Annotated in this window: 18 protein-coding genes; 6 read left to right on the plus strand and 12 right to left on the minus strand. The window is 61.7% G+C overall.

The window, feature by feature from the left end:
* Nucleotides 1–26: 26 nt before the first annotated feature.
* Nucleotides 27–1,079 (minus strand): ABC transporter substrate-binding protein, encoded by a 1,053-nt coding sequence (locus RHP72_RS25460; protein ID WP_311093979.1) that lies wholly within the window; start codon nucleotides 1,077–1,079, stop codon nucleotides 27–29.
* A 134-nt stretch (nucleotides 1,080–1,213) separates the two neighbouring features.
* On the opposite strand from RHP72_RS25460, the gene RHP72_RS25465 reads away from it, so the two are divergent.
* Nucleotides 1,214–1,987, plus strand: coding sequence for a class II aldolase/adducin family protein (locus RHP72_RS25465; protein ID WP_047272043.1), 774 nt, complete (start codon nucleotides 1,214–1,216; stop codon nucleotides 1,985–1,987).
* 12 nt (nucleotides 1,988–1,999) lie between these two features.
* On the opposite strand, the gene RHP72_RS25470 is transcribed toward RHP72_RS25465, so the two are convergent.
* The 3 genes from RHP72_RS25470 to RHP72_RS25480 are packed head-to-tail and all read right to left on the minus strand — an operon-like array spanning nucleotide 2,000 to nucleotide 5,079.
* Complete coding sequence (locus tag RHP72_RS25470) at nucleotides 2,000–2,944, minus strand: C-terminal binding protein (protein ID WP_047272041.1); 945 nt, start codon at nucleotides 2,942–2,944, stop codon at nucleotides 2,000–2,002.
* Nucleotides 2,941–3,561 carry a TetR/AcrR family transcriptional regulator gene (locus RHP72_RS25475; protein WP_047272039.1) on the minus strand — a complete coding sequence of 207 codons (621 nt, stop codon included), beginning with the start codon at nucleotides 3,559–3,561 and terminating at the stop codon, nucleotides 2,941–2,943. Before RHP72_RS25475 ends, RHP72_RS25470 begins: the two co-directional genes overlap by 4 nt.
* Before the next feature lie 42 nt (nucleotides 3,562–3,603).
* Nucleotides 3,604–5,079, minus strand: a complete 1,476-nt coding sequence (locus RHP72_RS25480; RefSeq protein ID WP_003940304.1) for a sodium:solute symporter — start codon at nucleotides 5,077–5,079, stop codon at nucleotides 3,604–3,606.
* Nucleotides 5,080–5,247: 168 nt separating this feature from the next.
* On the opposite strand from RHP72_RS25480, the gene RHP72_RS25485 reads away from it, so the two are divergent.
* Together RHP72_RS25485 and RHP72_RS25490 are read left to right on the plus strand one after the other, a co-directional pair.
* Nucleotides 5,248–6,141 carry a LysR family transcriptional regulator gene (locus RHP72_RS25485; protein ID WP_003939834.1) on the plus strand — a complete coding sequence of 298 codons (894 nt, stop codon included), beginning with the start codon at nucleotides 5,248–5,250 and terminating at the stop codon, nucleotides 6,139–6,141.
* Nucleotides 6,142–6,280: 139 nt separating this feature from the next.
* Nucleotides 6,281–6,484, plus strand: a complete 204-nt coding sequence (locus RHP72_RS25490; RefSeq protein WP_003939930.1) for a cold-shock protein — start codon at nucleotides 6,281–6,283, stop codon at nucleotides 6,482–6,484.
* Between the two features lie 69 nt (nucleotides 6,485–6,553).
* Here the strand turns inward: RHP72_RS25490 and RHP72_RS25495 are convergent, their stop codons facing one another.
* The 4 genes from RHP72_RS25495 to RHP72_RS25510 form a co-directional block, all read right to left on the minus strand.
* Nucleotides 6,554–7,282 (minus strand): Clp protease N-terminal domain-containing protein, encoded by a 729-nt coding sequence (locus RHP72_RS25495; RefSeq protein WP_080552754.1) that lies wholly within the window; start codon nucleotides 7,280–7,282, stop codon nucleotides 6,554–6,556.
* 70 nt (nucleotides 7,283–7,352) lie between these two features.
* Nucleotides 7,353–8,138, minus strand: a complete 786-nt coding sequence (locus tag RHP72_RS25500; protein ID WP_042447011.1) for an alpha/beta fold hydrolase — start codon at nucleotides 8,136–8,138, stop codon at nucleotides 7,353–7,355.
* A gap of 83 nt (nucleotides 8,139–8,221) precedes the next feature.
* Nucleotides 8,222–9,214 (minus strand): ABC transporter substrate-binding protein, encoded by a 993-nt coding sequence (locus tag RHP72_RS25505; protein ID WP_007729992.1) that lies wholly within the window; start codon nucleotides 9,212–9,214, stop codon nucleotides 8,222–8,224.
* Nucleotides 9,215–9,642: 428 nt separating this feature from the next.
* A complete protein-coding gene (locus RHP72_RS25510) occupies nucleotides 9,643–10,281 on the minus strand; it encodes a DUF2461 domain-containing protein (protein WP_084325398.1) in 639 nt (212 codons plus the stop codon).
* Between the two features lie 85 nt (nucleotides 10,282–10,366).
* Here RHP72_RS25510 and RHP72_RS25515 point away from each other — a divergent pair, with 85 nt between their 5' ends.
* Nucleotides 10,367–11,212 (plus strand): mechanosensitive ion channel family protein, encoded by an 846-nt coding sequence (locus RHP72_RS25515; protein WP_047272037.1) that lies wholly within the window; start codon nucleotides 10,367–10,369, stop codon nucleotides 11,210–11,212.
* Between the two features lie 94 nt (nucleotides 11,213–11,306).
* On the opposite strand, the gene codB is transcribed toward RHP72_RS25515, so the two are convergent.
* Nucleotides 11,307–12,638 carry a cytosine permease gene (gene codB / locus RHP72_RS25520; protein WP_058037944.1) on the minus strand — a complete coding sequence of 444 codons (1,332 nt, stop codon included), beginning with the start codon at nucleotides 12,636–12,638 and terminating at the stop codon, nucleotides 11,307–11,309.
* The gene (locus RHP72_RS25525; RefSeq protein ID WP_003940577.1) at nucleotides 12,635–13,099 is read right to left on the minus strand and encodes a nucleoside deaminase; all 465 of its coding nucleotides are present in this window, start codon (nucleotides 13,097–13,099) and stop codon (nucleotides 12,635–12,637) included. Before RHP72_RS25525 ends, codB begins: the two co-directional genes overlap by 4 nt.
* Nucleotides 13,100–13,274: 175 nt before the next feature.
* Between RHP72_RS25525 and RHP72_RS25530 the strand changes: the two genes are divergently transcribed.
* Complete coding sequence (locus tag RHP72_RS25530) at nucleotides 13,275–14,795, plus strand: PucR family transcriptional regulator (protein WP_228401375.1); 1,521 nt, start codon at nucleotides 13,275–13,277, stop codon at nucleotides 14,793–14,795.
* 26 nt (nucleotides 14,796–14,821) lie between these two features.
* Nucleotides 14,822–15,466 carry an SUMF1/EgtB/PvdO family nonheme iron enzyme gene (locus tag RHP72_RS25535; protein ID WP_172827041.1) on the plus strand — a complete coding sequence of 215 codons (645 nt, stop codon included), beginning with the start codon at nucleotides 14,822–14,824 and terminating at the stop codon, nucleotides 15,464–15,466.
* On the opposite strand, the gene RHP72_RS25540 is transcribed toward RHP72_RS25535, so the two are convergent.
* Entirely contained in the window at nucleotides 15,449–16,024 is a 576-nt protein-coding gene (locus RHP72_RS25540; RefSeq protein ID WP_050654565.1) for an AAA family ATPase, read from the minus strand. The genes RHP72_RS25535 and RHP72_RS25540 overlap by 18 nt on opposite strands.
* An 18-nt stretch (nucleotides 16,025–16,042) precedes the next feature.
* Entirely contained in the window at nucleotides 16,043–17,152 is a 1,110-nt protein-coding gene (locus RHP72_RS25545) for a DUF6670 family protein (protein WP_311093980.1), read from the minus strand.
* Nucleotides 17,153–17,251: the final 99 nt, after the last annotated feature.

A 17,251-nucleotide genomic window follows, 5' to 3' on the forward strand; every position in this document is an offset into this window, starting at 1 on the left:
CGGCGTCAATAGGCTCGGAAGCGAGGTCAGGGGAGCTGTTTTCCCTGGCCCGCCGCAAGCCCGGTCAAGACCCCGGCGAGCTGCGGCAAGGCGTACGGCGCGCTCAGTGGACCGAAATTATCGACAAAGGCATTCGAGAGCAGAAGTTCGACCGGCGCATAGGATCGCGCCTTCACCGCGGGGAGGTTCTGGAAAACTGCGAAGTTCTCCAACCTCGTCGTCGCTTCCTGATCAGAAGCGAGGCTGAGCAAAATGTCTGCGGGTGCGAGTTCCTCCGCCTGCTCCATCGACAGCGCAGTCATCTGCTCGGCGTTGTATCCGCGATAGTCGAGTCCGAGTTCGCGCAGCAGAACCCCGGGCGCACTGGCATCCCCCTGCACATACAACTGATCGCCGTACATCGAGCCGATCATGATCGACTTGCCACCCAAGCCGTTCAGGGAAGCTGCGGTGTCGGAGATCAGAGCGTCGGTCCGGGCGATCGCTGCAGCAGCAGCCTCGTCGACAAATGCGGCCTGCCCGACCGTGGCGACGCCGTCACGCCACGAGGTGGTCCAGTCCAGCGCGATGACCGGAGCGATCTGACTGAGCCTCTCGGCTGCAGGTTCGAGATAAGTCTTCATTCCGATGATGAGGTCCGGCGAGTAGCGCGCGATGATTTCCGGGTTGATTTCGCCTGTGGTGCCGAAGCTTTCGAGGTCGGCTATTCCCGCGGTGCTCTGCCAAGGCAGTGAACCGCGGTCCCACGATCCTGTGTTGCCGTAGGCGACTGGGTGAACGCCGAGCGAGAGCAGGAATTCCAGATCCGTGAAGTCGCTGGCAACAACGATCCTTTCCGGCTTTCCCGAGATCGTGGTGGTTCCGAGCGCATTGATCACCTCACGTTGTTCGCCGGCATCAGAAGCATCTGATGTAGTCGAACACCCCGCAAGGATGGCGGCCGCTGCCACTGCGCCGACCCCGAAGAACCCACGGCGACTGAGCTGGTCCACAAGTTCAGCGGTCGTCGGTGATTCGCGAATCGTTCCGTACACGTGTGCACTCTCCTTCTCGGCATCTGCTGCGCGCGCCGAGGGCACAGCGAATGCGAGATTAGCCCACCCTGAGCACGAGTGGGGCTCCTACGTTTTGGTGTACGGCAACCATTGACGTTTAAATATATCGATTGATATATTTAAACGAAAGTTGTACTGCCCATCGAAACGGAGACCGTATGAGCGCGCCGGCCACCACCCCGCCAACAATTGCCAAGTCCGAACTGGAACTTCGCCGCGAACTCGCCGCCGTCTACCGGTTGCTCGCCCACTTCAAGATGACGGACCTCATCTTCACGCACGTCTCGGTGCGCCTACCAGGACCCGAACATCACTTCCTCATCAATCCGTACGGCCTTCTCTTCGAAGAGATCACAGCATCCAACCTGGTCAAGATCGATCTCGACGGGAACCTCGTCGAGCCGTCCGAATATCAGGTCAACCCAGCAGGATTCGTAATCCATGGGGCAGTGCACTCCGCGCGGTCAGACGCACAGTGCGTCCTTCATACCCACACCAAGGCCGGCTGCGCCGTCGCAGCACAGGAAGACGGTCTGCTGCCGCTCAACCAGATCTCGATGGAGTTCTACAATCGGGTCGGCTACCACGACTACGAGGGCATCGCTCTCAACACCGTCGAGCGTGAGCGGTTGGTGAAGGATCTCGGCACCCACCCCGCGCTGATTCTCCGCAATCACGGCCTGCTGACTGTCGGCGAGACTGCGTCGGAAGCATTTCTGCGAATGTTCTACCTGGAGAAAGCATGCGACATCCAGATCGCCGCACAGGCTTCCGGCAGTCTGCGCCTACCCTCCCCTGAACTGGCGGAGTACACCGCCAGACAATTCGCGGGCGAGGTGAAAGACGAGTTCAGTGACGACCAGGCTTACGAATTAGCCTGGGCTGCACTACTTCGCCTTCTCGATCGAATCGATCCGGAATACAAGAACTGAGGCGAGCGCCCCTCAGGACCCCGGTGCGGCTACAACGCCCACCGGGGACTTTCCCGTCAGCACCGCAACGACGTTGAGTGCGGACTGTCTGGCCAGGGTCCCCGAGACCGCCGACGAATACCAGGCAGAATGAGGAGTGATCGTCAGGTTCGGAATCTGCAGTATCGGATCATCAGCAGTCGGCGGTTCTGCCGGTAGCACGTCGACCGCAGCGCCGGCCAATCTGCCGCTACGCAAAGCACTTCCGAGCGCTTCGTGATCGACGAGGCCTCCGCGCGAGACGTTGACCAGGAACGATCCCGGCTTCATCGACGCCAAAGCCTGAGCGTCCACGATACCGGCGGTCTCCGGAGTCAACGGCACATGCAGGCTCAGCACGTCCGATCGACGCAGAAGCTCGTCCCACTCCACGACCTCGACGCCGGGCGCTCCGGCCGAGAGCGAACGCCCCGCTGCCAAGACCGTCATCCCCAGCGCTGCTGCACGGCTGGCAAGTGCCTGAGCGATCAGTCCGAATCCATAGAGGCCCAGAACTGTTCCTGCGATCCGACGTGGCGGATACTCCACGACACTCCAACGACCTTGGTGCACTGCGGCATCAAGCGGACCGATGGAGCGCAGCAAGGACAGGATCGACGCCAGCGCATGATCGGCCACCTCCTCGGTGCAGTAGTCGACCGCGCGAGTGACGGTGACGCCCCGATCATGCGCCGCGCCCACCGGCAGGTGATCGAACCCGGCCGAGGTGGCCGCGAGGAGACGCAGATCCGGCAAGGAGTCGAGATGATGTGCGTCGAGCCCTACAGTCTCCGGCCCCACCAGTAGCGCGATTATGCCTGCGCCGCTCGGGATCTCGGAACTGAACTCGACGCCGACGTCGATCCCGGCGGCGCCGAGAGTTTCTCGCAGAGTGCCGAGGTCGATGAAATCGTCGAGCACCACGATTCGATCCGTCACGTCCGAGCCTCCGCGGTAATCGCTTGCAAGACTGCGTCGACGCCTCGGGCCACCGCGCCGGGAGCCCGAATGGCGTCCATCATGAAGGGATCAAGAATCGACTGCATGGCAAGGCCGTCGGTGAGTCCGACCAACCTGATCGTCACGAGGTCGGGGTCGACATCTGCCGGCACCGATCCCTCCTGTTGCGCCTCCAGAACCGTCTCGCGAACGATCCGGCGCCACCGAGCGAGAAAGCCCGCGATCTCACTGCGAGCCTTCTCTTCCTGTGCGCCTTCGGCGTAGAAGAAGAGGAACACGCGCGTCATCGCCAGGCGTCGATCGTCGAGCGGCAAGACACTGGCGGTGATTCCCCGCAACTTTTCGAGCGCCGAGTTGTCGACCTGATCCAGGATGACCTGATACTGATCACCTTGGATGTCCGCTGCCCGGCGCAGCGCGGCGAGGAGAAGTTCGTGTCGAGAATTGAAGTAGTGGTTCAACACTCCGGTCGACCATCCACTCTCCTCGGCAACCGCCCTGGTGGTCACCGCCGAGATACCCTCGCGGGCGATCAGGCTGAGGACAGCGTCGGCCAGCACCAACCGTCGCTCGTCGTGATCAACGACCTTGGGCACGATCTACCTCCTTGTGGCGTGCACTCCTGCACGCACCGACCTTCAGGCTATCGGGGCAACTTCCGGTTCGGCCGTCTCCGTGTCCTTTCCGGAAACTCGCTCGTTCCAGATCTTCATCACCGCGGGCGGAGTCGGCGCCGTGGTCAGACTCAGCGCAACGAAGACAACGAGTGCACTCACCAGACCGACGTACACCGGTTCGTTGGCCAGCACGTCGCCGACGACGAACATCGTGATCAGAGTCGCCGCCGTTCCCACCGCCATCGAAGCCATTGCCGCGGTTCCGGTGGCCCTCTTCCACACCAGACCACCGAGGATGGGGACGAGCAGGCCACCCACGAGGATGTCGTACGCAATCGTGAGCGCCGCGACGATGTCGTTGATCAGGGCAGCGAGAACGATACTGACGAGGCCGATCACGATGACGTACAGGCGGTTTCCGCGCACATCTGCTTCCGGATCGGACGTATCCAGGCCAGGCTGTGTACGCCCGAAGATCTTCGAGACGAGAGGCAAGACGTCTTGCCGAGCCACTGTGGCAGTGGCGATCAGTGCGCCGGAAGCGGTCGACATCATCGCTGCGACGGCGGCTGCCAGCACAATTCCGCTGAGACCGATCGGGAGAACGTGAACGGCGACGTCGGCGTAGACGTCGTCGGACGAACCGATGTCGGGCATCAGAGCCGAAGCCGCCAGACCGATCAGCGCACCTGCCACACCGTAAAGCAGGCAGTAAACGCCCGCAGCGACGCCGCCCCAGCGCGCAACTTCGGGCGACTTGGCCGTGAACACGCGCTGCCAGATGTCCTGCCCGATAAGGATTCCGAGCGTGTACACGACGAAGAAGGTGATGATCGTGCCGGTGCCGATAGTGCCGAGTGAGAACGCTGCGTCGCCCACACGCTCCTTGATCCCGTCGTACCCACCCGCTTTCGACCAGGTGAACGGGAGCAGGAGGAAGAAGATTCCGATCGTCTTGATGACGAACTGAACAACGTCGGTCAGCGTGATCGACCACATGCCGCCCATCGCGGAGTACGCGACGACGATCAATCCACCGAGGACTACGGAGAGCGTCCGGTCGAAACCGAAGAGCACGTTGAAGATAGTGGCGTAGGCGATGGTGGACGTGACGGTGAGCATCAACGTGTAGGCCATCATCACGATGCCGGACGCGCCGGTTGCGTCGATTCCGTAGCGCAACTTCAGCATTCCCGAAACCGTGTACACCTTCAGACGCTGAATCCGGGAGGCGAACAACAAACTCAGCAGGAGCACACCAGCGGCGATGGAGACAACCAACCACATACCGGAGATTCCGTATTTGTAGCCGAGGCCGACACCGCCGACCGTCGACGCTCCGCCGATGACGACGGCGGCCATCGTGCTCGTGTAGAGAACTCCACCGAGCCTTCGACCGGCGACGAGGTACTCACTGGAGTTGCTCGCGCGGCGTTTGCCCCACCAACCGAAAGCCAGCATTGCGGCCAGGTAGGTCAGGATTATGGCTATGTCCATGGTGACGATTCCTTCGTGAAGTACCAGCAGGTCCGAGAGCAGACGCCGGTCTCGTCAGACCGCCTGAGGAAACCGTAGAAGACGATTGACGTGAAATAAATCACTTGATACAAATAATCACTTCAGAAATTTCTGATGTATCTGTTCTCGACTCTGCCGAGGTACCCGATGCGTAGCACACTTCCCGATCTGAAACTGCTTCGGATCTTCACCTCCGTGGTGCGCCATCAGGGCTTCGCGCCGGCACAGCAGGATCTAGGACTGTCCGCCTCGGCGATCAGCACCTACATGAGCCAACTCGAACGCCAACTCGGCATCGTCCTATGCCACCGCGGTCGCAGCGGGTTCAGCCTGACCAGCAAGGGCGAGCTCTACCACCAGGAATGCGTCCGCATCCTCGGCGAGCTGGAGGGGTTCGAGCGGTATGCCACCGCACTCCAAGGCGAACTTCGGGGAACGATGACCGTCGGGGTACTGGATTCGACTGTCACGGATTCGACGCTCCCGCTCGCCGACGTCATCGGTGAATTCAGCCGAACACACCCCGGTGTCTATCTCGACCTCAAAATCCAAACTCCGCACGAGCTTCAGGTAGGCGTTCTCGACGACCGCATCGACGTGGCGATCGGAGCGTTCGCCTCGCCCATGAACGGCCTGACAGCGCAGGCTCTACACCGCGAGCAGCACTGGCTCTACTGCAGCGACAAACATCCGCTCTTCTCGAGCAAGCGGGTGCACCCGGACGTCATCACCCGTCAACGAATGGTCACCAGGGGTTATTGGAGCGAAGCCGAGTTGGCTCGCCAAGGATTCACCGAGAGATCGGCCACCGTCGAGAACATGGAGGCCCAACTCATTCTGATCCTCTCGGGCGGATACATCGGATATTTGCCCGAGCACTACGCCGGATATTGGGTCGACCAGCAACGATTGCGCCCACTCTTGCCCGCCTCCTTCGGATATCAGGCACCGTTCTCCCTGATCTATCGCCGCGGACGGGCACGCGAACCACTGGTCCTCGCTTTCCGTGAATTGGTCAGAACCAGCGTCGAAGATCAGTAGCGCAGCCACCTCCGATAGTCCTGACAACTCGCTTTCTGCACGTCGCCCACCGTTCGACTTGCGCGGCGTGGGAGGATAGACATATCGAGATCGGGACTTCGATGTGAGGGCCCGGATCGAGTTTGTAGGGAGTATCGGTATGGCACAGGGCATCGTGAAGTGGTTCAACGGCGAAAAGGGCTTTGGTTTCATCGCTCCCGACGACGGAACACCGGACGTGTTCGTTCATTACTCTGAAATCTCGGGCAACGGCTACAAGTCGCTCGACGAGAACCAGCGTGTGGAGTTCGAGGTTGGCCAGGGCCAGAAGGGTCCTCAGGCCACCAATGTGCGCGCTGTCTGATCAGTGACACAAGAAGAGGGCCGCACCCGCAAGGGTGCGGCCCTCTTCTGCATCGGATTCACCTCTGAATCACTGATCCTGAATGACGGCCAACGCTCCAACGATGTTCGACTCCGCCACCGACTTCGAGATTCCGAGATCAGCCAGAACGCCTGATCCGTCTTCGAGTTCGAGCAGCGCGAGCAGGATGTGCTCGGTTCCGATGTAGTTGTGGCCCAGGCGAAGAGCCTCACGGAACGTCAGTTCCAGGACCTTGCGCGCACGAGCGTCGTACGGAATGAGTTCTGGTAGTTCGGAAGTCGGAGTCGGTAGTACACCGGCCACTGCAGCTCGGACGGATCCGAGCTCCACCCCTTGCGCCACTATCGCCTTCGCAGCCAACCCGGCAGGCTCCTCGACGAGCCCCAGGAGCAGGTGCTCCGGCTGGATCTCTGCGTTACCGGCGGCGCGGGCTTCGTTCTGCGAGGCCATGACGACGTTCTTCGCCCGGGGAGTGAACCGGTTGAACCCTTCGTTCGGATCCATCGGCTTCTGATCACTCGGCGCCTTGGGAACAAAACGCTTCTGCGCAGCCTGCTTCGAGACACCCATGCTCGCGCCGATCTCCGTCCACGACGCTCCCGACCTGCGCGCCTGGTCGACGAAGTGACCGATCAGGTGATCTGCAACTTCACCGAGATGATCAGCGGCAATCACGGCGTCGGAGAGTTGGTCGAGAGCATCGGTGTGCACCTTCTTGATCGCGTCGATGAGGTCGTCGAGTCGAACCTTGTTGGTCATTTCCACTGGTTTGCTCATGCGTCAACCCTAGGTTGACGCAATCGAAAGCGTCAACCCTAGGTTGACGATCGTCTTCGCCGCCCAGTGCTCAGCCGGAAAAGAATTCACGCAGAGCCGGGACAATAGCGTCGTCGGCGACGCCGTGGCCCTGACCGGGGATCTCCAAAGTCTTTGTCCCCGAGACTTTTGCAGCGATTCTCGTCGCCGAGGCAGGTGCCCATTGACCACTGTCACCGCCGTACATGACCAACGTGGGGACGGTAATGGAGGCAAGCCAGTCGAGCGACTGACAGCCGTGATCACACACAGCGACGTCGTAAGGCAAGGTGTGCGCGATGGCGCACATGTCGGGCCAATCGGCACTCCGCTTGATCTCGTCGACCATCTCCGCGGATGCACCGGTCAGATCCAGAAAACGCGTCACAGCACCTTCCCTGTCGCCGCCCGCAATCAATCGCTCCAGGTCACTTTGGGCAGTCTCGTCACGCTGGTCGTCGTCCATGTACGGCGCCTCGTAGACGGCGAGCTTACGCATCGGAACGGCCTGCGCAGCGGCCTCCAAAGCCAGCGCGGCACCCGACGACAATCCGTAAACGAGCGGTGTTTCACCGGTGGCAGCGACGACCGCCCGCAAGTCCTCCACCTCGGCGTCGATCGAGAACGCGCGACTGTCACCGCTGTCCCCGCGTCCGCGCCTGTCGTACGAGTACACCGTGAAGTCCGCCGCCAACTCTGCAGCCAGGGAATCGAACCATCCGCGGTCGCAGAACGCTCCGGCGACCAGGACCACTGCTGGTCCGGCACCGGAGCGTTCGTATGCGATGGTCGTACCGTCGCGGGATTGCACTACCGCTGGGGATTGCTCTGTTTGCACGTCGATCTCCTCAGGTCTGGTCAATGCCTACCTGATTAGACCGCCCGCGTTACCGAAACTCATCGGTCCGGTCGGCAGAGGCTTCAGCTGATCTTGTTGTACAGGGCATCCCAACCCTGTGCCACGTACGAAATCGTGTAGATCGAACCGTAGAACGTAGAGCCACCCAGACTGGTGACGTTGCCCGCCTGCACTGCCGGGAGTCGCTGCCACAGCTTGCTCGCCACCAATGCCTGGTACGCGGCACTGTCCTCGTTCTCGGTGATCATGAAGCCGTCGACGCCGGCCAGCACGTCGAGGCCTTCGAGGCTGACGCCGCCCTCGGGATCGAGCCCCTCCGAGGTGGCGGTTTTGCCACCGATGTCGCCGAGCGTCATGTCGCTGGGCTTGTCGCCCTTCTCGGAGGTACGGATGCTCGTGACGTACAGCGTGTTCGTGTCCGGCATGAACGAGACACTGGCGACGGTCTTGGACGCAATCTTCTCGGCATGACGACTGCGGATGTCGGAAATCAGATTGTCGTAGTCGAGCGTCAATCGATCGAGTGTGGCCGTTCGACCGAGCCAGCCCGACAACCGCGAGAGGTTTGTGCGCCAGTCGTCGGTGAACTCTGTCGTCAGAACCGGTGCGATGGTGGACATCTCGGCCACCGGCCACCACTCGCTCTCGTAGTTCAGGCACACGATCAGGTCGGGCTCGAGCGCCAAGATCTGCTCGCGGTTGGGGATCTCCGACAGGAACGGTACCGACGAATCGATAGGCACCCACGGTGTCGCCTGGGCGTACGTGTAGCCGACGAGCGGAAGTTCCAGCGCTACAGCAGGTTCCAGATCGAGCCGCGAGTCGATCGCGACAACCCTCTTCGGATTGACAGGAATGTCGTACGTTCCGAGAGGTGTCGTCACAGAACGCATTTCGGTTTCACCCGAACTGCTCCCGCTGTCACCGCAGGCCGCCAGGAACGCGCCCAGCCCGGCGATTCCGGCACCGAAGCCGAACTGCCGACGTGTGAGGTCCGAAACGAGGCGGTTGTCGGAGTAGCCCTCGGGAAGCAAGAGCGTGGATTGAGCGGGCATGCGTGTCGAACCTCCAAAAGAAATGAATCATCCACTGTTGCGAGCGGATAAGGATGCCCTAACAGCGTACGCAGGGAGGGTCGTCGCGATCGGCCCAGAAATAGTCGAATCAGGCCAATTCGCACCCCTTACTTGTCGAGTTTGCGCATCTCGACGAAGTAGACCGCACTGAACGCGAGGTAGGTGCCGACGATTCCGAGGACCGAGATGATCAGGACGAGAGCGAGAAACATAGCCATGATGGTCTCCACTGACACGGGTTGTTCACGATGTCGATCGAGAGAAAATGGCTTCGAACTGCGGCGCTGCGACTCGAAGCGGGGCCGAAACTTTCGGTTACACACACCACGCTAGCCCCAGGCGTCTCGAGTTTTGATGAACTCGAGGTGAACTCTCCTACGGCTACGTCACACTTTTCTGTCGGACGGTCAGTTCGGTCCGAGCACCTGTCCGGACCATTCGACCAAAGGCGTCAGTGCGCGCCACGCTGTGCGAACTTCCTTCAATGTCCTGGCGCTGTCCAGCCACGACGGGCTTGGGTAACTACGACCAACAGTCAGCGACTTGTGACGCAGCAATTCGATCCGCGGGTGATCGACCGTGTATCCGCGAGGCGCCGTCTTGAGCTTGTCGCCGCCGATCGTGAATCCGGCCTTCTCGACGGAGGCCAGGATCTTCTCGAGCTCCGGCCCTCGAACGTCGTCGTCGACAGCCGCACGATAACGCGCGATGGTCTCCGAACTGCTGGCGTAGAAACCACCGGCCACCATCAACCCTGCCGCGTCGATCTGCACGTAGTAGCCACAGCTCTCGGCGAGACCGACGAACGCTCCCTGGTGCGTCTTGTACGGGATCTTGTCCTTCGAGAATCGAACGTCACGATACGGCCGAAAGAGCTTGGCCGTGCCGAATTCGTCCTCCAACGCCGCGGTCAACGACGCCATCGGACGACGAACCACTTCGTCGTACGTCTCCTTGTGCGCTGCCCACCAGGTCTTGCTGTTGTCGGCCTCCAAGTCTTCGTAGAAGTCGAGTGCAGCAACGGGTATGCCAGTGAACGCAGCCATGGCGTAAGCCTAGCTGCCTGTTCGGCTTGGACCGTCTGCCCTGCACCGATGCCCGGATCGGCCCGAATCCGTAGACTGCACGGAGATGATTTCCGAAATACAAGCATGGGAACTGACCGATACCAACCGAGACTGGTTGATTCACCGACCCGTCGAGATCGCGATCTACGTGGCACTCGCAGTCGTTCTGCGCTTCGCACTGCACCGCGGGATCGATCGAATGTCGAAGCCTCGCAAGTCTCCGAACGCCAAGGTGAACGAGCGCAGATCGCAGCGAGCCCGGACCATCGGTTCGGTACTCAAATCGACGGTGTCCATCGTCATCCTGGTCTGGTGTGTGCTGCAGATTCTCGGCATCCTCGGGATCAACGTCGCGCCGTTCATCGCATCCGCCGGAGTCATCGGCCTTGCCATCGGTTTCGGTGCACAAAACCTGGTGCGTGACTTCCTCTCCGGCATCTTCATGTTGCTCGAGGATCAGTACGGTGTCGGCGACATCGTCGATCTCGGCGACGCGGTCGGCACCGTCGAGACAGTGGGCCTGCGTGTCACCACGATTCGAGATGCCAACGGCACCTTGTGGTATTGCCGCAACGGCGAAATCCTGCGAGTGGGCAACATGAGTCAGGGTTACGCCACTGCAGTTCTCGATCTCCCGATCGCCCACAATGCGAACGTGCACAAAGCGTGTGAGGTGGCGACGCGAGCTGTCCTCGAGGCGGCGGAGTCCGAACCGATCAGGGCGGACATGATCGACAAGCCGGAGATGCTGGGAGTCAATTCGGTTACTGCCGAGGCAATTACCATTCGAGTGACGGCGCAGGTCAAGCCTGGGCGCCAATGGGCAGTCCAGCGCGCATTTGCGCGCTCGGCGCTGACTGCGTTCGAAGAGCAGGGAATCGAGGCGCCGTACCTGCCTGTTCTGCGATGACGGTTGAGACCGAAGCGTCTGCCCTTTCCATCAAGTACGCGAGCCCCCGGCGCGGTCGATACCGCCGGGGGCTCGCTGGTGCCTGAAGCACGATTCAGACGGTGGAGGTCGAGACCTCCCGATCTGCCGAGCTGTTGCCAAACACCCGGTGCAGGAACATCGTCAGAGCAATTGCTACGACGATGCCGATCAGCGGCGGGATTCCCACCTCGAACTCACCGGAAAGCCAAGCGAGGAACGCTGCGACGGCATAGACGGCCAGGTTTCGCCAGTGGACCGGCTGCGGGGTGTACCCCTCGGGTATGCCTCGCCGCCACCGGCACAGGAAGTCAGCGATGATCACGCCGCCCAATGGCGGGATGAAAGTTCCGAGCAGACTCAGGTAGTCGACCAGATGGTTGTGCACACCGGTCAGAGCGAGCGCCGTGCCGATCACACATCCACCGATGACGAACGGGGTCTTGCGAGGCTTTCTGAACAGTTCGGCACCGGCCACTCCGAAGGCGTATGCGGTGTCTGCGTTGCTCTTCCAGAGGTTTCCGAACAGCAAGACCAGGCCCCAGCCGACAAGCCCGAGGTTGTAGAGGATCAACACGAAGTCACCCTCGTGGAACGTGATGGCTCCGATGGCGCCGAACAGGATCATCAATCCGTTTCCGAGGAGGAACCCGATAACGCAGGCCCACACCGCTTGTGATCCGGAGCGAGCAAATCTGGTCCAGTTGGGCGCTTGCGTTCCCGCCGATACAAACGTGCCGACGACAGTGGTGATTGCGAGCGCGATCGTCATGGTCGTCTGCGGTTGAACCGAGACCAGGCCGGAGAATCCACCGACCTCTTCGAGGGACCGGAACACGACCCAGCAGGCCAACGCCAGGATCAAGGGCGTCGAGACGAGCGAAACCCAGTACATTCCGCGGTAGCCGTAGCAGGCGGTGACGCACATCAAGATGCTCGCCGCGATCATCACTGACGCCCTGGCGAGGTAGGAATCCCAGCCCAGCGCCTGGGCGGTGAGATCGCCGATCGTGCCGATGATGACTCCGTACCAGCCGATCTGAGTACCGCCCAGCAGGATCGAAGCGAGCTTGGACCCGCGAGTGCCGAAACTGTAGCGCGCCATCACAACTGTTGTCAGTCCGGTTCGAGCTCCGACGAACCCCATCATGGCGACGTAAACCCCCAAGATGGCGGATCCGGCGGCGATCACCACCATCAGTTTCCAGAACGAGAACGCGGTACCGAGCGCTGCTCCGGCCAACATCGTCGGTGTGAAGATGGTGAACCCCAACAACACCACCGCGAGCGAGAAGAACGGCTTTCGTGCATGAAGCGGAACCGGAGTAACGGGATAGTCAGGATCGACCGGGGGGCCTGCGCTCTCCGAATCGCCTGCGACCGTGGCAGGTTCGACGGCGCTGCTCATACAACTTCGCCGATGTCTTCGAGCCACAGGCTCGGGCGCTCGGCCAGCATGCGGTCCATCAGTGCCACACACTCCGCGTCGTCGACGACGTCGACCTGAATTCCGCTGCTGCGCAACCATTCCTCCGATGCCTCGAAGGAACGATTTTCGCCGACCACGATTCGAGGGATCTCGTACAGGCGCGCCGTTCCGGCGCACATGAAGCACGGCGACAAAGTCGTGTAGAGGACACACTCGCGATACACCGAGGCCGGCAGTCGTCCGGCGCGCTCGATGCAGTCGGTCTCTCCATGACGGATGGCGCTGTTCATCTGGACCCGACGGTTACGTCCGACTGCGAGAACCTCGCCCCGGTGAATCAGCGCCGCGCCGATCGGCACGCCGCCCTCCTCCCAACCGATCTTCGCCTGTTCGATCGCAAGTCCGAGAAAATACTCATCGGTGTGTGCCGGATGATTCATGTGCGCTCCTGGAGTCTGACCAAAATCGTCGATTGTGGCTCGTGTCACAATCCGACCACGGTGGTAACAGCCCGACAAGGGACAACCTGTCAGTTCGGCAGAACTAGCTCTATGACGAAGTGCCCCCTCGGCGGACGATATAGAAATGCTCCCGACTCTGCGACAAGTTCTTGCGATGCCCTCGTTCAAGGCCGCCGCAATCGAGGTGCTCGCGGGCGACATCGATACCGCGGTGGTCCGCTGGGTCCATTCGTCCGAGGTGTACGAGATGGGTGGGCTGCTGTCCGGAGGTGAGGTCCTTCTGACCACGGGCCTCGGTCTGCACGGGCGATCTCCCGAGCAGCTCACCGCCTACATCGACCAATTGGCGGACGCGGGATGCGTCGCACTCGCGATGGAAGTCGGGCGCTCGTTCCTCACGGCCCCTCCCGAACTCGTCGAAGCTTCGCGCCGACGGGGACTCGCGTTCTTGGCCCTGCACGCAGTAGTGCCCTTCGAGCGGATGGTCGAAGACTTTCACGACCTCATGCTCCGCCGCACTCTCGGTTCGGCGCAAGCGGGCGAGCCTGTCTGGCAAGAACTTCTGAGTCTCGTGGTTGCAGGCCAGGGCATGACCGCGCTGCTCGACAAGGTGTCACGACTCGCGGGGTGCGGCGTCGATCTGCTCGACGCGGATGGCAGAACCGTCGAGCGCAGCACAACCGGCGCAGAGCGATCCGAGACCGAACGCACTATCCACGACGTACGCGGCCCGACGAACTCACTCGGTCGACTTGTCCTGTGCGGGCCGGCAACCACACGCCGAACCGCCGTCGCAAACTGCGCCGCCGTCGCGGTAGCTCTGGAACTCGGCCGTCACGGCGATCTCGGCCCAAGACAGTCACTCGCCCAATCGGTGATCACCGACGTGGTGGGCGGTGTGCTCACATCGCACGGCGACTTGTCCGAGCGACTGACAGCGGCCGGGTGGACGCCGTTGTCGGAGGGGCACCACGTCCTCGTCGCCGCTGTCGACATCGATCGGCAAACCCCGGTTCGAGAGCTCGCTGACCAAGTACGCGACGCCGTGCGGGCCGTGCTCGGCTCCTGTGTCGTCGGGACTGCGGCCAATCACGTCATCGTGCTCGCGCACGGGTGGGCGTCCGCATCCCCCGCTCGAGTGCGGACTGCGTTCACCGAAGCCGACGAGCTGCTACGCCGCGGGCCGGGCGGTTCCGCGGTACGCACGCTCGGAGTGGCGACGCCGGTCGCGGATCTGTCGGGCGTCGGGGCTGCGGTCGCGCAAGCTCGTGAAGTCGTCCAGATCGCGCGGCGCTTCGGCTCCCGGACCGGAGTGATCCTCGCGAGGGACGTCGGCGTCCAACGACTGCTCGCCGCCGGAACGACACCCGCTTCGCTGTCCGTGTTCGTAACCGAGCAACTCGGTTCGCTGATCGCATACGACACAGCACATTCCGCCGATCTCGTCCGAACGCTCGACGCGTACCTCGCACATCGGGGCGGCAAGGCGAGAACCGCGGATTTCCTCGGCATTCGGCGTCAGTCGCTTTATGCACGGCTCACGCGTATCGAGAAGCTGATGGGTGTTTCCCTCGACGATCCGGCACAGGTGGTCTGCCTCGGGCTTGCGCTGACCGCATGGCGCATGCGCACCGGCCTTGATCCACAAGCAGCGTTCGAGCGTCTCCCCGGGTGAGCGACAACCTCTGCGATGATGAACGAATGACCGGAGCAGCGGAGTTGATGATCGAGATCCCTGCCGGCGAGGTGCACCTTCGGGACGACCGCAAAGGTACTGCGTGGACCTCGAAAGTCGAATCCTTCCGCCTCGCACGCCATCTCACCACCAGGGCGCTGCTTCACGGAGATTCCTCGGACGATTCGAGCAAACCAGCGGTCGACCTTTCATGGAAGGACGCCATCGCAACCTGCAACACACTTTCGGTCGCGGACGGTCTGACACCCGCATATCGAGACGTCGACACCGATTCTCCGCAGTGGGACCGGGGCGCAACTGGCTACCGGCTCGCCACCGAGGCTGAGTGGCAGTACGCATGCAAGGCCGGCACCTCCGGCTACCGCTACGGCGAGATCGACGAGATTGCCTGGTACAGCGACAATTCAGAGGGTAGAGCGCATCCCGTCGGAACCAAGACACCCAACAACTGGGGCCTGTACGACATGATCGGCAATGTCTGGGAATGGTGCTGGGATCTCTACGACCCCGAGGTTTACGGCACGTACCGGATCTTCCGCGGCGGCAGTTGGGCCGAAAGTGAGCGCGGTTGCGGCGCTACCGTAAGGAGGCGAAGCCACCCGACACTTGCTATCGACGACTTGGGATTTCGCCTAGCTCAGACGATCTGAGGGCAGACGGCCGAGGACTTCGAGCACAGCCTCGATCTCTTCTCGACTGCGCAGCCGAACTATCGGCAACGACGGCACATCGACAAGGACCGTGGCCATACGCCCGACGTTGCGTCCGTCGCTTCGCCAGGCCCAGCGCACCACGTGATCCGGATCGAACAGAATGGTGTGCAGTGGCGGCTCCATGTTGCGATTCCACAACACCTCTCGATGCAATCGCCGACGCACGGTTCGTGTGATCACCTGGCGCATCACCGTCCGCCGAGGCAGATCCAACCACAGCATCAGGTCCGCACGCTCGGCCAGAAGCTCACGCACCGCACCGTACTGCCACTCGGTCACCCAGGCCGGCTCGCTGGAAAAGCGTCGTACTTCGGTTTCGAAACTGTCGAGCGGAATCCAGCCGGGCCCGTGGAACAGCGAGTCCAGCTCAGTGTGTTCGATCTCGAGAAGCCGCCCGATTCGACCGGCGAGAGTCGTCTTTCCGGCACCGGAAGTCCCCGCGACAAGGATCTTCTGCGGACGAATCGTCAGCGCGGCGGGGTCTACGAAAGGCACCGATACACCCTAGGGGCCTTACACTTCGCAGTCCACCCATTCGATGTAACCGGTGCCGTTGATCGACGCACCGTCGAAGCTTCCCCGGTAGGTATACGCGCCGACGTATCCCTTGCCGTGACCGTAGCGCCACTCCGAGTCGATCTCGGCCTCGAACTCCACGACCGTCCTGCCGTGATCGCGTACCTGCCAACGCAGTACGCGCGGCACACGCATCTCGCGACCCTGTGGGTCGACGTGCAATGCGTCGGCGTACTCGAGCACGTCGAACTCGACGTCGTCGAAGACCTTCGCACTACCGTCGACAGTCCGAATGTAGGCGAGCTTGCACGCCGTAACCCCTGACGCTCGAACATCGGTGAGCAACAACTGATGCCGGTCGTCCAGTTGAACGATCTGGTAGGTGAAAAAGTCGGCCGGGAGCTTCCACGACTCGGGAAGCGCGCGGCGAGTCAACGATTGCGGTGTCATGCACCGCGCGTACTCGACGGTGCACGGAGCCGAAATACTCACCGGTCCATCCGGACTCGCAATTGTTCCGGAGCACTGTGCCAGCAGACTGACGTGGTCGTAGACGGGATTACGCACGAACCACGACGCTTGGTCCGGTGCCACGATCTCGAGATCGACGTCGAATGAGTCGTATCGCCCGGTGACACGGAAGTTCGGATAGCTGTTCTCGATGATCAGGTTGTCACCGAAGGCGATTCGCGAACCATCTTCTTCGAATGCACACTCATCGGCAGCGTCGTACGCCCGGTAGAAGTGATGGCCCGGCGCTGCGGTGGAACTCAGCACGGTTGCGGTGTTTCGCGCGTCTGGTGCAGCGAGATAGTCGTTGTCGAACACCACCGTCCCGGTTGCACCGATCAACGTCATGGTGTTGAGGTAACGGAGAGGCCCTGGCAGCCGGGGAACGAAGATCCCGTAGTGCGTCCACGCGAACTTCCGCGAAGCCAGGTGCGGACGCATCATGTCGGGCCGATCGAACGGGCGTACCGATTCCGCCATTCGCTTGTCGATCAGCGGTAGCGCGCCGTCCAGCAAGGCCCGAACCGCGGGTCGCCACAATCGGCGCGAGCGGGTGGCGGGAACAGGGTCGGAACGATCAACGGTTTGTCCGGTCACGCCCCTAAGTTAATGTAACCAGACGTAACAAACAAGTGTCGAATTTTCCTCGACGACCTCACACCCTGAACACCCGCGCCCTGCGCACGCGGCGAATAG

It is taken from the genome of Rhodococcus sp. SG20037 (assembly GCF_031763325.1).
GTDB lineage: Bacteria > Actinomycetota > Actinomycetes > Mycobacteriales > Mycobacteriaceae > Rhodococcus_F > Rhodococcus_F qingshengii.